The sequence below is a fragment of the Lysinibacillus contaminans genome, assembly GCF_001278945.1.
Classification (GTDB): domain Bacteria; phylum Bacillota; class Bacilli; order Bacillales_A; family Planococcaceae; genus Lysinibacillus; species Lysinibacillus contaminans.
In genome coordinates this window covers 1,405,195-1,420,144 of sequence record NZ_LGRV01000003.1, presented here as the reverse complement: position 1 = coordinate 1,420,144, position 14,950 = coordinate 1,405,195, and the positions used below count along the sequence as shown (strand labels likewise).

At 37.5% G+C, this 14,950-nt stretch carries 12 protein-coding genes and 1 pseudogene; 10 read left to right on the top strand and 3 right to left on the bottom strand.

What is annotated here, in order from left to right; genetic code table 11:
- Positions 1 to 459: 459 nt before the first annotated feature.
- Positions 460 to 1,227 (bottom strand): sulfite exporter TauE/SafE family protein, encoded by a 768-nt coding sequence (locus AEA09_RS09115; RefSeq protein ID WP_053583534.1) that lies wholly within the window; start codon positions 1,225 to 1,227, stop codon positions 460 to 462.
- A gap of 381 nt (positions 1,228 to 1,608) precedes the next feature.
- Here AEA09_RS09115 and AEA09_RS09110 point away from each other — a divergent pair, with 381 nt between their 5' ends.
- From AEA09_RS09110 to AEA09_RS09080, 7 genes are all read left to right on the top strand, one after another.
- Positions 1,609 to 2,229, top strand: coding sequence for a DUF47 domain-containing protein (locus AEA09_RS09110; RefSeq protein WP_053583533.1), 621 nt, complete (start codon positions 1,609 to 1,611; stop codon positions 2,227 to 2,229).
- 15 nt (positions 2,230 to 2,244) lie between these two features.
- Positions 2,245 to 3,261, top strand: a complete 1,017-nt coding sequence (locus AEA09_RS09105; protein ID WP_053583532.1) for an inorganic phosphate transporter — start codon at positions 2,245 to 2,247, stop codon at positions 3,259 to 3,261.
- A 241-nt stretch (positions 3,262 to 3,502) separates the two neighbouring features.
- Complete coding sequence (locus AEA09_RS09100) at positions 3,503 to 4,009, top strand: sigma-70 family RNA polymerase sigma factor (protein ID WP_053583531.1); 507 nt, start codon at positions 3,503 to 3,505, stop codon at positions 4,007 to 4,009.
- Positions 4,002 to 5,189: a hypothetical protein gene (locus tag AEA09_RS09095; protein ID WP_053583530.1), complete on the top strand. Its 1,188-nt coding sequence runs from the start codon at positions 4,002 to 4,004 to the stop codon at positions 5,187 to 5,189. The genes AEA09_RS09100 and AEA09_RS09095 overlap by 8 nt, the downstream gene beginning before the upstream one ends.
- Before the next feature lie 168 nt (positions 5,190 to 5,357).
- Entirely contained in the window at positions 5,358 to 6,809 is a 1,452-nt protein-coding gene (locus AEA09_RS09090; RefSeq protein WP_053583529.1) for a tetratricopeptide repeat-containing diguanylate cyclase, read from the top strand.
- 205 nt (positions 6,810 to 7,014) lie between these two features.
- Positions 7,015 to 7,572 carry a biotin transporter BioY gene (locus tag AEA09_RS09085; RefSeq protein ID WP_053583528.1) on the top strand — a complete coding sequence of 186 codons (558 nt, stop codon included), beginning with the start codon at positions 7,015 to 7,017 and terminating at the stop codon, positions 7,570 to 7,572.
- 15 nt (positions 7,573 to 7,587) lie between these two features.
- Positions 7,588 to 9,165: an amidohydrolase gene (locus AEA09_RS09080; RefSeq protein WP_053583527.1), complete on the top strand. Its 1,578-nt coding sequence runs from the start codon at positions 7,588 to 7,590 to the stop codon at positions 9,163 to 9,165.
- A gap of 4 nt (positions 9,166 to 9,169) precedes the next feature.
- On the opposite strand, the gene AEA09_RS09075 is transcribed toward AEA09_RS09080, so the two are convergent.
- Positions 9,170 to 9,394, bottom strand: coding sequence for a hypothetical protein (locus AEA09_RS09075; protein ID WP_053583526.1), 225 nt, complete (start codon positions 9,392 to 9,394; stop codon positions 9,170 to 9,172).
- 134 nt (positions 9,395 to 9,528) lie between these two features.
- Here AEA09_RS09075 and AEA09_RS09070 point away from each other — a divergent pair, with 134 nt between their 5' ends.
- Together AEA09_RS09070 and AEA09_RS09065 are read left to right on the top strand one after the other, a co-directional pair.
- The gene (locus tag AEA09_RS09070; RefSeq protein ID WP_053583525.1) at positions 9,529 to 11,319 is read left to right on the top strand and encodes a glycerophosphodiester phosphodiesterase; all 1,791 of its coding nucleotides are present in this window, start codon (positions 9,529 to 9,531) and stop codon (positions 11,317 to 11,319) included.
- Positions 11,320 to 11,382: 63 nt separating this feature from the next.
- The gene (locus AEA09_RS09065; protein ID WP_053583524.1) at positions 11,383 to 12,330 is read left to right on the top strand and encodes a stalk domain-containing protein; all 948 of its coding nucleotides are present in this window, start codon (positions 11,383 to 11,385) and stop codon (positions 12,328 to 12,330) included.
- Between the two features lie 135 nt (positions 12,331 to 12,465).
- Here AEA09_RS09065 and fumC read toward each other — a convergent pair whose 3' ends face one another.
- Positions 12,466 to 13,857, bottom strand: coding sequence for a class II fumarate hydratase (gene fumC, locus AEA09_RS09060; protein WP_053583523.1), 1,392 nt, complete (start codon positions 13,855 to 13,857; stop codon positions 12,466 to 12,468).
- A gap of 321 nt (positions 13,858 to 14,178) precedes the next feature.
- Between fumC and AEA09_RS09055 the strand changes: the two are divergent.
- Positions 14,179 to 14,888, top strand: a pseudogene (locus tag AEA09_RS09055) (cytochrome c biogenesis CcdA family protein).
- The last annotated feature ends 62 nt before the right edge of the window (positions 14,889 to 14,950 follow it).

The following is a 14,950-nucleotide window of genomic DNA, read 5'->3' as shown; positions in this document are numbered from 1 at the left end:
TGTTTGTATCCACTAAGTGAAATAATTACGTCAATAGCATTGGAGAAACATAATGCAAAACGAGGTTATCGGAAATATCTGTAGAAATATAATCTGTAATGATAACAAATAACTAAAGAAAAGGGTGTGAGTTTTATTATGAAAATAATACATATATTTAGTGCAATTATTATCTTTTTGTTAGGGTTAGTATTCTTAAGTATTACTGTCGATAATGAAACTCTAAAAACAGTCAAGTTTAGAATAGTGGGTGGTGTTTTTGTGACATTAGGATTTTATTATTTCAAAGGTGTTACCAAATCCAATCAGAAATAAGGGTCCTAATGTAAAGAGTTCGTTCTCAATTAATTAAATAGTATCTTCAATATGCTTTGTATTGAACTGAAATCAACAATAAAGTTTAATAGATCCTAACTAAAAGAAATAGAAGGAAGGCAAAAAGTTGCCTCCCTTTAATCCCTAATGTGCGCCGAAATAATCCCATGCATTTTTTACAATTAAAGTACATGTAACGGCAATGAAAATATAACGCATCACCGTGGCATCACGCTTTAACGCAAATTTCGAGCCTAAAATTGCCCCGAAAATCATAATAAAGCCCATAGGCAGCCCATAAAGAAAATTGACTTCACCTAAAACTAAGAACATCAAAAGTGCTGCTAAATTTGACGTAAAATTAAATGCCTTTGCATTGCCTGCAGCCTGTAAAAAATCATTGCCCATCATTAACAAGGCAAAGATGAAAAATGAGCCTGTGCCAGGACCAAAGAATCCATCGTAAAAGCCAATCGCTGAAAATGCCACTAAGAATAGTACTTTTTTGGTAGTATTCAGAACTTTCTGCTCAGTATCTTGGCCCCAGTCCTTTTTCCAAATCGTGTAACCTGCTACGAGAACAAGCATAACTAACATAAGAGGCTTTAAAATTGCTGGTGATACGAGATGTACCGTATAAGCACCAATTAAAGAGCCGAAGAAAATAAACGGAAGAATTTTTCGTATTTTTTTAAAATCCACTTTTCCCGCTCGGAAAAACGTTAGCATACTTGTCCCATTACTTATTGTATTGGCTAACTTATTGGTTGCAATTGCGGTGCTTGGTGGTAAGCCAACAGCCATGAGCGCTGGCAATGAAATTAGGCCACCACCTCCTACTATGGCATTCAAAAAGGAAGCGATAAATCCAAAAAATAATAATATTCCAAGTGAAAGTAAATCGATGTTCATATGTATCGCCTCGCATCCTTTTTATTTAGCGTACTGCGAACCGTTTTAAATAACAATACAATATGAGCATTATGTAAAATGAAGTTTACAATTCCTTAATATTTCACCCACCGAAAAAAATAATAAGAAATAATTTTTTTCAAGTATTTTTATCGAAATTAAAGAGAATGTGTTAATTATTAAAGCAAAAACAGTATTATTGCTAGCAAAATTACAACATTTTGGAAAATGACAAATAGATGGAATGTAAATGTGACGATTTTTATATTACAGCATTGTAAATTCAAGTCTTTTATGTCTAAAGTTCTATAAATTTGTGTAAAGACTTTGCTATGATTGTTGCATAAATCGACAATAACTTATTTCAACTGGAGGAACACCATGTTCAACTCAAATAAACAAGATCCATTCTTTAGTGCGTTACTGAAAATCGCGAAAAATATCAATGAAGGAATTTACTTTGCACATAACGCACGTATTCACGATATTGATGCGCTAAAAGAAATTGCTGTTACTATGAAACGATATGAAACGGATGGAGATACACTTATTCACGAATTAATCGTGATGCTGAATAAATCTTTCATGACACCAATCGAGCGTGAGGATATTTTAGCATTAGCAAATAAATTAGATGACGTAATTGATGGTATGGAAGGCTGCATCGCACATTTTGATATGTATAACTTAACAGAAGTCACTGAGCCGATGCGTCAATTCTTAACATACATTGCAAAAAGTACGGATGAAATGGTACAAGCAATGGAATTATTAAACAATAAGAAACTTGTCGAAATGCGTAAACATGCCATCCAAATTAAAGATTACGAACGTGAATGTGATGAAATTTTCCGTTCATCGATGAAACAATTATTCATTCAAGAAAAAGATCCAATGCGTCTGATCGTATTTAAAGACATATATGAACAATTTGAGGATATTGCAGACTGCTGCCAAACTGTAGCAAATACTATTGAAACGATAATTATGCGTAATGCATAAGATGGAGTACACTAAATGAATACGATTTTACTCATAACGATATTAGTCGTTATTTTCGCACTCGTGTTTGACTTTATCAATGGTTTCCATGATACGGCCAATGCGATTGCAACGTCTGTTTCCACACGTGCACTAAAGCCGCGTACAGCCATTTATATGGCAGCAATTATGAACTTCATCGGAGCGATTACGTTCGTTGGGGTAGCTAAAGCATTAACAAAGGATATTGTAGACCCATTTGCCTTAAATTCGTATGATGGGGATATAACAGGTTCAGTTGTAATTTTAGCAGCCTTACTTTCGGCAATTACGTGGAACTTATTAACTTGGTACTTCGGAATTCCATCAAGTTCTTCCCATACATTAATCGGTTCAATTGCGGGTGCTGCGGTAGCTGCAGCAGGCTTCGACGTTTTAAACTATACAGGCTTTATTAAAATTATCCAAGCACTACTATTCTCACCAATATTAGCATTTGCAGCTGGATTCTTGATGATGTCTATCTTTAAAGTCATATTTAAAGATTTGAATTTATATCGAACGAATAAAGGATTCCGTACAACGCAAATTTTTACAGCGGCATTGCAATCATTTACACATGGTACGAATGATGCACAAAAAGCAATGGGTATCATGACAATGGCATTAATCGCAGCTGGTTTACACCAAGGTGATGATATTCCGTTCTGGGTACGTTTGTCAGCGGCTCTTGCAATGGGTATTGGTACATCAGTTGGTGGTTACAAAATCATCAAAACAGTTGGTGGCAAGATTATGAAAATCCGCCCAGTTAACGGGGTAGCAGCTGATTTAGCTTCTGCTTCTATTATCTTCGGGGCGACATTAATCCACTTACCAGTATCTACAACACATGTTATTTCATCTTCGATCATGGGTGTTGGTACAGCACACCGTGTGAAAGGTGTTAAATGGGGAATGGCACGTAAAATCGTAACAACATGGGTCATTACAATGCCGATTTCAGCTGTAATGGCAGCTTCTATTTACTTTGTTTTAAGTTTATTATTTTAATAGATAGATTAAAGGAATGCACAATTGCGGCATTCCTTTTTTTGGTTAGACGGATAAATCTCAAAAATGCTCGATAAAATGGCTAGATTAACGAATAAACTCACAAACGCACTTGTTATTGATGAAAATTCCAATTATGGTAATTATAATGAAATTCTGAAGTTGAGAAAATTGTTTTTTAAAAGTAAGTTATTGTGAAACGGTCACAGTTTGGCAATCGTTAATAGTATAGGAGGGGGAGGTGAACGGCATTCTTGAAAAAATCATTGATGATCACGCGGAGCATTTATTGAGGCTAGCATATTTTTATGTGAAAGATCGGCATATGGCAGAGGATATTGTACAGGAAGTATTTATCAAGTTTTCGTCGCAAGAGTATGAGGAACGAGGTCTTTTGCGTGCTTATTTAACAACACTAACAATCAATAAAAGTAAAGATTACTTAAAAACTTGGCATTATAAAAAATTCATATTGCAGGAAAAATTATTTCCAGTGCGTGCAAAATCGCATAGAGACGCACTTATTGAGGCAGAGGAGCGTTCACAGATTGGTGCGGCGATTCTTAAGCTACCACTTCAGTCTAGAGAGGCGATTCTACTATATTATTTTGAAGAAATGAAAATTGCAGAAATAGCGAGTGTTCTTAAAATACCTGAAAACACTGTCAAAACGAGGCTTAGAAGAGCTCGTGAAGCATTAAAGCCACATTTGAAACAAGAGGAATGGGAGGTGTTGGTACATGAATAATGTCAAAAAAGAGTTACTTAAAGTGGCAGGCGATATGGCAACAAGTAAAGAACGTGTCAAGGAGCGTATTCAAGGTCAACGTAACCTTAAGCCCAAAAAGCCCATTCATTTTATCGTGATGAGTGCGGTAGTTACATTATGTATAGTTGGTTTTATCACCATACAGCTGCTTGATGGTGGAACGAAGCAATCAGCACAGCTATTTAATCATACACAGCTAGAGTATTTTGAAGACTTAGAGCGTATTATGTGGGCTACTCAAGATCCTCCTAAGGAGTTTGTCTATGGACGTTATGAACAACAACTGGCATCCTATTATTTTGCACAGTCTCTTGGCTTTGATAGTACTATGAAAGAGCAAGAGGCAGAGAAGGAAAAACGCTACAACGAGCTCCAAAATTTGCAGGAAGACCCGAAATTTAAAGAGATTTTTGGTAATCGAGGCTTAGATTCGTATTTTGAAAAGTATGTCGAACCATTACTCCCGATGTATGTTGCTGAAAAGAAACTTAATGGGTGGTATCAAGAAAAATATCCAACCTTCCCAGAATCCATGGTACATGATATAGCTGAACAAGATGCTATTCGTTATTTTAATACACATTTTACTGAAGAGGCGAAGTCCTTTCAAGAAGAACTTGGTCTGAAATACTATTCGAATATCCCAAATGGCTCGACCTATGTTGGGACAGTTGTAGAATTAGATAGCAATGCTTTTTTCTTTGTTGAAGGGGCTATTCCAGAAGATTTAGAACGGCTTTCGAAAGCGAAAATCATCGAAAAATACAAAAATGCAACGTGGTATCCGATTGAAGATGGCGCATTAGTAAAAAAGGGTGATTATGTTGAAGTTTCATCATCGAGCTCGATGTCTGAAGATACTAGCAAGGTCGAACGCTATGGCTTGCAGCAAAGTATGGCAGTCATAGATCCTACCGTGACAACCAAGCTAAAACTGCAAAACCCTGATGAAGTAGCAGTATTCCTCCAACAAGTGAACTGGCAACAAGGTGAAACTAGTATTATTAGACCACCAGATTATTCATTTATGTTAGACGGGGTACGAGTGGACGTATTGGTTACTCATGCCAAGACACTACGGTTACATGTGCTTGAATACGGTGACGTCAAGCTTAGTGAGAAAAGTTCAGAACAATTAAAAGGATTATTAGGTATTTAGAAATAATGACAAGTCTCTTAAAAGCGGCTTGTTTTTTAGTTTGAAAATTAATGACTTAGGATTATTTGCTTATTAAACTAAAATTAAAAAGGTCTAAAGTATTGTAATATTTTACAATTAAATGTAGTATAAAAGGAATAAGAGGTTTTATATAAAGGAGGATGCGGTGTGGACAAGCAGGAATTTGAAGAGCTATTTATTACATTAAATACGTTATATAGCGCGAATCGCTATATAGACTATATAGAGTTAAGTAGTGCTGCTATTGATAGTGCCTATGTTTTGGGGATGTATGATAAAGCAATGCTACTGTTACGCTATCGTTGTGCCAGCTATTTTCAAGTTGGAGATTTACAAATTGCTGTTAATGTTCTAGAACAATACCGTGAACTTACCTTTAAATACGGCACAGATATTGATGTGATTCAGTATTATTCATTGGCCTCCATTTACTGGGGAACATTTGGTCATCGAAAAAAATCCGAGGAACTCATGTTAAAGGGACTTGAAATTGCCAATCGAATTGAACACGTAGAAAGCATGGGAAAAATTTATAATAACCTGAGTGACCTAGAAATAGAACAAGGGGAATATAGTAAGGCAAAGGAATTTGCTTTTAAGAGTTTATATTATTGCAATGCATTTGAAACTAAACATGCACAACCCTATACAGGGATTACCTATCCCAAAACAAATTTAGCAATTGCTCATATTGGTTTGGAAGAATTTCAAGAAGCTAATGAGTTATTACAAGAGCTATTATCAAATATTAATACCCCACCTTATAGCAAAGCACAATTAGAGGTTTTCAATGCCTATGCCTTGTTATGTGAAAAGCAAGGGGCAATCGGAGAAGCAATCGATATGTATCAAAAATCAAAGCATTATGCACTCGAAAACAATGATTTATCACTGCTTCAGACAATTTACGATTCTTTAGTAAGGTTAATAGAGCAACAAGGTAATAAAATTGTCTTGTGTGCCGTGCAAAAGGAATATATAAATATTTTGTTGGAAATCCAAAAAGAGAATTACTCACAAGTATTATTTGATATGGAATATAATGATCAGAAGAAACAGTTTGAAAGAACATCGTATATTGATCCATTGACAAATATTTATAATCGACGCTTTTTTGATGAGCATGCGGAAAAAATGCTTGAAATTGCGGAAGTAGAAAAACAGCAATTAGCTTTACTAATGATTGACTTAGATCATTTTAAATCGATTAATGATCTAAATGGTCATTTGTGTGGCGATGATGCGCTGGTATTAACTGCGACTACGTTACAGAATTATTTTGAGCGCTACGAGGAATCAATCGTCGCACGTTTTGGTGGCGATGAATTTATTGTGTTGACCAAAATACTCGCTGGCGAACACGAACAAACGGTGACAGAAAACTTGTATGAGGAACTAAAATCCCTGGTTTTAATAGTGGATGAAGAAGTTGTGAATTTAGAATTTAGTATTGGCGTTAGTACGAATGATTATGGTAGAACTACACAAATAGAGCAATTTATTAAAAATGCGGACAGCGCACTCTATTCATCAAAACGCAACGGACGCAACCAAATTACAATCTATAATCCCTATAGCAATGTTGGAAATAGTATTTAGGGAAAACTATTAAGCAAGTTCTCGAGTTAGCTACGAGTACTTGCTTTTTTCTTTAAATATTATAATATTGGCATTGTTTTTTATTTTATATGCATCTTTTTTTAACACTATTTTTCAAAATTGATTGACAATGATTTTCATTTGTTTTATCGTTGTGTTAACTTATTTATTAATTCGGTTAACGTACTAAGGGAGGCAGTTTATTTTGAAAAAAAGCAGTACATATGAATACGTTTTAGCAGCATTTGGCGCAGCGATTATAGCGGTACTTGCACAGGTGACGATTCCGTTACCTTTTTCGCCAGTGCCAATTACAGGACAAACGTTAGCAATCGGCCTAGTCGTGACAATTTTAGGCGCAAAACTTGGCACATTATCGGTGCTATTATATATTTTACTTGGTGCAGCAGGAATGCCAGTCTTTAGCGGTATGTCAGGTGGCTTAGGTATAGTTGTTGGGCCAACTGGAGGCTACATCGTGGGCTTTCTACCAACAGCATTTATTATGGGGCTATACTTACAAAAATCGGGCTTAACAATTCCACATGCAGTGGTGGCAAATGTTATTGGGATGGTCGTAACTCTTGCCTTTGGTACAGTATGGCTGAAAATTGTGGCAGACCTTACTTGGACAGCAGCATTCATGGGCGGTGTGGCACCATTTATTATTACAGGATTAATTAAAGCTGTAGCAGCAGCGTGGCTTGGCGTCGTCGTACGCCGTCGTTTAGAAACAGCGCATCTGGTAGAAGCTACAGCATAAGTGAGGTGAAGTGCAGTGGCAATTTTATGGACAGGCGGTACGATTTACACAATGGCACGTGACGGCGAAACAGTCGAAGCTGTGCTTGAACATAACGGAAAAATTGTGGCAACAGGTGAGGTCGATCGCTTGTTGCCACAAGCTACTTCTATTCGAGATTTAAAGGGTAACGTCATGTACCCAGGTTTTGTCGATAGCCATCTACATATTATCGGCTATGGTGAAAAGTTAAAACATATTGATGTGTCGAACGTGCAAAGTAAGGACGAGCTATTAACGCTTGTTCGTACTCGAATGGAAGGGGTACATCCTGATGAGTGGGTCATTGCCATTGGACTAAATGAAACACAGTTTGCAGAGCCGGTTTTTCCAACGTTAGAGGAACTCGATTCACTTGGTGAGGCGCATCTTATCATCAAGCGAAGCTGTCATCATTTAATTTTAGCCAACTCCAAGGCACTTGAATTTGCAGGGATTACAGATGCTACACTTTCACCAGAAGGCGGCATTATTGAGAAGGTGAATGGTCGAGTGACAGGTGTATTAAAGGATACGGCCCTTTACTTGATTGTAAATCATATGCCACATATTACACCAGCTTATATTGAAGATGCACTTGATAAGGCAATTGAGTCACTTCAAACATATGGGCTCGTTGGTGGACACTCTGAGGATCTAAGCTATTATGGACCACCCCATCAGCCAATTGCTGCTTTTCGGAAAATTGTTGAAGAAAAAAAATTCTTTAAAGTTCATCTATTACAGCATCATACAGTGTTTCAGGAAGTCGATGACGCCAGATTGAACGAAGAACAGTCGCCATATTTGGAGTTTGGGGCGATGAAAATATTCGTGGACGGAGCGTTTGGAGGTAGAACAGCTGCACTCAAAGAACCATATAGTGATGACATTGAAAATAGTGGAATGCTTGTGCATACGAAAGCTAAGCTTGAAGATCTAGTTCATCTTGCAAGAGCTCATGATCAAACGGTTGCGGTACATGCGATTGGTGACTTAGCCCTTGCCACAATTCTAGACGTTTTTGAGAAATATCCTCCAGGAGAGGGTCAACTTGATCGTGTTATTCACTGTAGCTTAGTGGATGAGGAGATTCTTGCTAAGTTGGCATCATTACCAGTGGCTGTTGATATGCAGCCGCAGTTTGTGCAGGGTGAATATTCAGCAGAGATCGCTCGATTAGGTAAAAAACGTGCCAAAGGACTACATCCATTAAAATCGTTACTGGATAGAGGGCTTATTGTGGCTGGTGGTAGTGATGCACCAATAGAAGTGCCAAATCCACTACATGGAATTTATGCGGCAGTCACGAGACGGAATTTCGGAGAGACACATGATGGTTACGGGGCACAGGAGAAAATTTCTCGCTTTGAAGCGGTGCGACTTTACACGGTAGGTGCAGCTGAAATCATTGGACAACAGCACATGCGGGGACTAATTGCACCAGGTTATACAGCCGATTTTACGGTGTTTACAGAGGATTTATTTGAGGTGGCAATTGAAGCACTACCATGTGTTGATGTTGCTTATACGATAATTGATGGGCGAATAGTGTATAAGAAAAAGTCGTTGTGAGTGTTCACAGCGACTTTTTTTTCAGTTCATCCATTTGTTGTTCTAATGTGTTAATACGCATTGTTAGCTCGTACACCTGTTGAACAAGCGCCGAGTCGCTTTGTGAAGCGGGTTGTTTGGCTTTTGCAAATACCATTTTAAACACACCAATGATGACGATTATGATGATCACCATAATAAATAGAATAAATGCTGTTGAAATAATATCACCTATGTAAATATTCTCCAAAGTACACAACATCCTTTCTAGAATTCATATACTCTTATACGAAGTATTTTGAAAAAGGTTTCAATGTGCTTATTTAGCGTTACGTAAAGGCCGCTAAAAAAGGAGATATTTTATTAAGCAAGGGTGGTGTATAGATGCAAAAAGCGCGACAAATCATAAAATTAGCATTCAAAAACATTATTGTTTACCGCATTGACTATATTCATGTTTTTGCACTTTTTCGGCTATTCCAGTTTTTGTTTATAGTACCTGTGACATCACTGGCATTTAAATTCATGCTACGAGTAACGGGTTATACGCATATTACTGACCAAAATTTGTATAGCTTTTTAATGCACCCTTTTGTCATTTGCATGATGCTTTTATGGATACTCATTGTACTGCTTTTTATCTATTATGAGATGGGCTTTTTATTTGTAATGGCGTTCAATCAGCAGCGTGGCACTCGTTATAGATTCCTAGCAATTTGGCAGCAACTAAATCGTAAGGCTGTGTATTTTTTTAGCTTTCAAACAATATATTTAGCCATCTATATTGCGCTTCTATTGCCCCTTGCTTCCTTTATACTTCCGTTCACATTAACGCAGGAGATTACGATTCCACATTTTATAATGGATGAACTGATGCAAACTAAGACTGGAAGACTGTTCTATGCTGGTGTAGCAAGTATGCTGGTGATTTTTGGTGTGCGTAGTATACTGACCTTGCCGATTTTTACGATTCATCCGAAGTTATCAATCCGACAGTCCCTTATGCAGAGCTGGCGATTTTCTAAACGACGTTTGTTTAAGTTGCTTGTATTATTAGCGATGCTTTTAACAGGACATTTACTTTTATTACTTGGGATAACCGTTATCAGTACGTTGCCGTTATATTACTTAGAGCGCCATTGGCCTAGTACGGCGCTCGTTACTGCTGGGGTGACATTAGCGTTTTTAGAAATCGTTTTTGTCGTACTCTTTAGTTTACTTCAAGCAATGTTTTCTCAGGTTATGGTAGCAATTACGTATAATACATTACGTTTATCGAAACAAAAAATTGCTCCAAACCTTTTGAAAAAGCGTTATAAGCAAATATTCTTACTAGGCGGCATTGTATTTGGCGTCATGAGTGTCATTAATATAGATTCGTTGGAAAAAAGCATTTACGCACCAGATACGAAAATCATTGCTCACAGAGGCTATAATGAGGTAGGCGTCGAAAATACAATTAGTGGACTTGTCAATGCTGCAAACCTAGGTGCTGATTTAATCGAGTTGGATATTCAACAAACGGCAGACGGGGAATTTGTAGTCTTTCATGATCGCACATTACGGCGATTAGCTGGGAAAAACAATACGGTAGCGAATATGACACTTAGTGAGTTAACGGCTGTAACGATCCATGCGAATGGTTTTAGTGATAAAATTACGTCACTCGATGACTTTATTGAAATGGCAAAAGCGTTGGATGTCGCGTTACTTATTGAACTAAAAATTCATGGCAAAGAAACAGAAGATATTCTGTTGCGGCTTGTTGAAAAGCTTAGAGTGCATAAGGTGCTTGATACGTACTATGTACAGTCTTCAAACACGGAAATGATTACCCAACTGAAGAATATTACACCTAATTTACGCGTAGGTATTGTTTATGCGCTCAATATTGGCTTAATTGATGATACAAAGGTAGATTTTATTGCACTTGAAGAATCATCTGTTTCCGACCGTTTAATCGAAGAATTACAACAGCAGGATATTGATTTATTCGTCTGGACGTTAAATAACGATCGTTCGTTGCAAGAGTTCATTGGGAAAAATGTAGGTGGTATAATTACTGATCACCCGACTGTTGCGCTAGAGATTCGGTCACAACAGAGCGAGCATGAATATTTTTTACAACGCGTTTTAAACAGATTGCATTTTATTTTTTTGAAAATATCATGGTAAAACTGTAACTTTTTTCATTTAATTACGACTACTTCTATGAAACACAACAAGGGAGCGATTTAGATGAAGATGAAAAAAGTTATTCCATTCGCAATGACAGCATTATTATTCGGTAGCGTAGCCGTAACACCGACAGCTTTAGCAAACGGAGGAGAGGTAGTTGTGACAAGCGGTGCACAAAATGACGAAGCACAGGTACAGCCTATTTTTATTAAAATCGCAGGTACGGTAGAAAATGTAGAAGTACGTGACAACGCTACATACTACACAACTAAAGAAGGCGAAAACACAAATGTATTTGCCGTGAACAAAGACACGCTAGTTTTCGATAATACAGGTAAAGAAGTAAAACTTAAAAAAGGCGACAAAGTAACGGCGTACAATTATGCAAACAAGCCGATGCTAGCGATCTATCCACCGCAGTACAACCCAGAAGTGATTATTGTTGAAACAGAAGCAATGGGCAGTGTAGCTGTTGGCTCTTTCGATAAAGACTTATTGAGTGAAGAATACTCATTAAAATTGAATGTTAGTGAAGAAACGAAAGTATCAAGTACATCTGGCAAAGATGTAACAGTTGCTGATTTACAAGAACAAAATTTGCTTGTTTTCTATGCAATTACGACAATGAGTATCCCAGCACAAACACCACCTACAAAAGTAATTATCTTAGACAATGAAGCGCAAGAAGAAGCTGAAGTGGATACTGCAGAACTAGATCCTGTAGAAGCGGCTGTACAAGCAATCATTGAGACTGATTTTCATGAAGTTGAAGGCGCAAAAATGGTGCCATTACGCTTAATCGCTGAAGAACTTGGTTACAAAGTACAATCGACGGGTACTGGTGCTATCGTATCAAAAGGTGCATTATCATTTACGATTACACGTGGTGAAAAAATGTATGGCTTCAACAAAGCACTTGGTCAATTTGATGTAGCTCCGGCTTTACTTGAGCCAACAAAAACATATGTGCCTGTTACATTTGTTGAAGAATTATTAAAATCTAAGTAAATAAGCGAACCTCTATGGCATTATGCTGTGGAGGTTTTCTTACAGGTTGTGTGAACCATTTTTTTTGAGTTATCCCAAAGAATTTATAAAACCCAGTTAAGCGAGGAGGTGCTTAGCTGGGTTTTTGCATATATACTATTTTGCGTTCGGATAAATCATTGTAGCAGGGTCTACGTATTCATCGAATTGTTCTTCGGTTAATAACCCACTTGCAATAGCAGCTTCTTTTAATGTAGTGCCGTCTTTATGGGCTTGTTTCGCAATTTTTGCTGCGTTTTCGTAGCCAATATAAGGATTGAGTGCTGTTACGAGCATTAGTGAATTTTGTAAGTTGTGGTCAAGTACTTCTTTATTTGGCTCGATGCCGACTGCACAGTGATCATTGAATGATTTCATCGTATCGGCAAGAAGGCGAGTCGATTGTAGGAAATTATAAATAATTACTGGCTTAAATACGTTTAGCTCGAAGTTCCCTTGTGAAGCTGCAAAGGCAATTGTTGCGTCATTGCCGACAACTTGTGTGACTACCATTGTCATGGCTTCACTTTGAGTAGGGTTTACTTTACCAGGCATAATAGATGACCCAGGTTCATTTTCAGGAATTGTAATCTCGCCAATACCAGAACGTGGGCCACTTGCAAGCCAGCGTACGTCGTTAGCAATTTTCATTAAGTCTGCTGCGAGTGCTTTTAAAGCACCATGTGCCACAACGGCTTCATCATGACTTGTTAAGGCATGGAATTTGTTCGCAGCAGATGTGAAGTTTTTACCTGTGAATTCGCTGATTTCAGCCGCTACACGATCGCCAAATTCAGGATGTGCGTTAATGCCCGTACCAACAGCTGTTCCACCGATTGCTAGTTCTTTCATGAATTCGATGTTTAACTTAATCATTTGCTCTGATTTTGCAAGCATTGCAGACCATCCACTGATTTCTTGTCCTAATGTCAGTGGTGTAGCATCTTGTAAATGCGTACGTCCGATTTTAATAATATCTTTAAAGTTCTCGGCCTTTTCGTCCAAGGTTGATTTTAATTGACGAAGACGAGGGATCAGGTAATCTTCTACTTTTAGTACGGCAGCAATATGCAAAGCCGTCGGGAACGTGTCATTTGAGCTTTGTGATTTGTTGACATCATCGTTTGGATGAACACGGTCAGCTTCACCAGCATCCGTTAAAATTTGGTTGGCACGATGCGCAATTACTTCGTTCACATTCATATTAGACTGCGTACCACTACCTGTTTGCCACACGACAAGTGGGAATTGGTCGTCCCATTGTCCGTTTAAAATTTCATCTGCCGCTTGAACAATCGCAGTTGTTTTCACATCTGATAACTTACCAAGCTTATTGTTTGCGATTGCTGCACTTTTCTTTAAAATCGCCATCGCTTGAATCAACTCGATTGGCATTTGTTCGGTACCAATGCGGAAGTTTTCTTTACTACGCTGCGTTTGAGCACCCCAAATTTTGTCGGCAGGTACTTTGATTTCACCCATTGTGTCTTTTTCAATACGATAATCCATTAATAACAGCTCCTTTAAATTTATTCAAGTGGATGCAAATACGCCAAGGCATATTTGATTATGTAATAAAAAAAACGGATAATCTTAGTCTGATGTAAGAAAATCCGTTTGAAACATACTTATTCAAAAAAGAGGGGGATTTTAAATAAGCATTTGGAGAAAAGAAATAATCTAATGATAATGATAATTGTTATCAATTGAAAAGTCAACGGATTTACACAAGAAAAATGGAAGATAAGTGAGAATGGTTCTTAAGTATTGTATGGATACCTTTTCCCTAAATGTTGCGTTTGTAAACATAATGAAAGGGGAAGTCTATTTATGCAAACAGATGTAAATTTAGTACTCGCATTTGGTGCGAGTCTGCTAAGCTTTTTGTCACCATGCGTGTTGCCATTGTATCCGGCATTTCTTTCATACATAACAGGTTTGACCTTTAGTGAAATTAAAGAGGAGCGAATGTCTACACGCAAAACAGCGATGCTCCATACGTTAAGTTTTTTAATAGGGTTCTCACTTATCTATCTTATTTTAGGTTTCAGTGCTTCAATGCAAAGGGATTTTTCCTGAATTATGGAGAGTTATTTAGACAATTTGGGGCAATTTTCATGGTGCTCTTTGGAATTATGACACTAAGCATTTGGAAACCAACGTATTTAATGAAAGAACATAAAGTCACTATTCAACATCGACCAGCTGGCTACCTTGGTTCAGGTTGTGATAGGTTTTGCTTTTGCGGCGGGGTGGATACCCTGTACTGGTCCGATTCTAGGTGCAATTTTACTTATGGTATCGCAAAATCCAGAACAGGGCATGGGATATATGGTAGCCTATATTTTAGGTTTTAGTATCCCATTTTCCCGCTATCCTTTTTCGTTTCGAAACTAGCGATTGTTCGAAAGTATAGCCAAGCACTCATGAAAATTGGAGGCGTCATTATGAGTGTGGTAGGGTTGCTGTTATTCTTTGATCAAATGGTTATTTTTAATCGCTTATTGGAGCCGATTTTTGGAGCCGTTGTTGGTTTTTGAATTGTTGGTAATGCATAGAGCTATAACAATTACGAGGAAACTACGTTAAAAGTGCAAATTTA

Excerpts from the sequence above, each read along its gene's own strand:
- AEA09_RS09115 (WP_053583534.1), bottom strand. The coding sequence starts at position 1,227 with ATGAACATCGATTTACTTTCACTTGGAATATTATTATTTTTTGGATTT.
- AEA09_RS09110 (WP_053583533.1), top strand. The coding sequence starts at position 1,609 with ATGTTCAACTCAAATAAACAAGATCCATTCTTTAGTGCGTTACTGAAA.
- AEA09_RS09105 (WP_053583532.1), top strand. The coding sequence starts at position 2,245 with ATGAATACGATTTTACTCATAACGATATTAGTCGTTATTTTCGCACTC.
- AEA09_RS09095 (WP_053583530.1), top strand. The coding sequence starts at position 4,002 with ATGAATAATGTCAAAAAAGAGTTACTTAAAGTGGCAGGCGATATGGCA.
- AEA09_RS09070 (WP_053583525.1), top strand. The coding sequence starts at position 9,529 with ATGCAAAAAGCGCGACAAATCATAAAATTAGCATTCAAAAACATTATT.
- AEA09_RS09065 (WP_053583524.1), top strand. The coding sequence starts at position 11,383 with ATGAAGATGAAAAAAGTTATTCCATTCGCAATGACAGCATTATTATTC.
- fumC (WP_053583523.1), bottom strand. The coding sequence starts at position 13,857 with ATGGATTATCGTATTGAAAAAGACACAATGGGTGAAATCAAAGTACCT.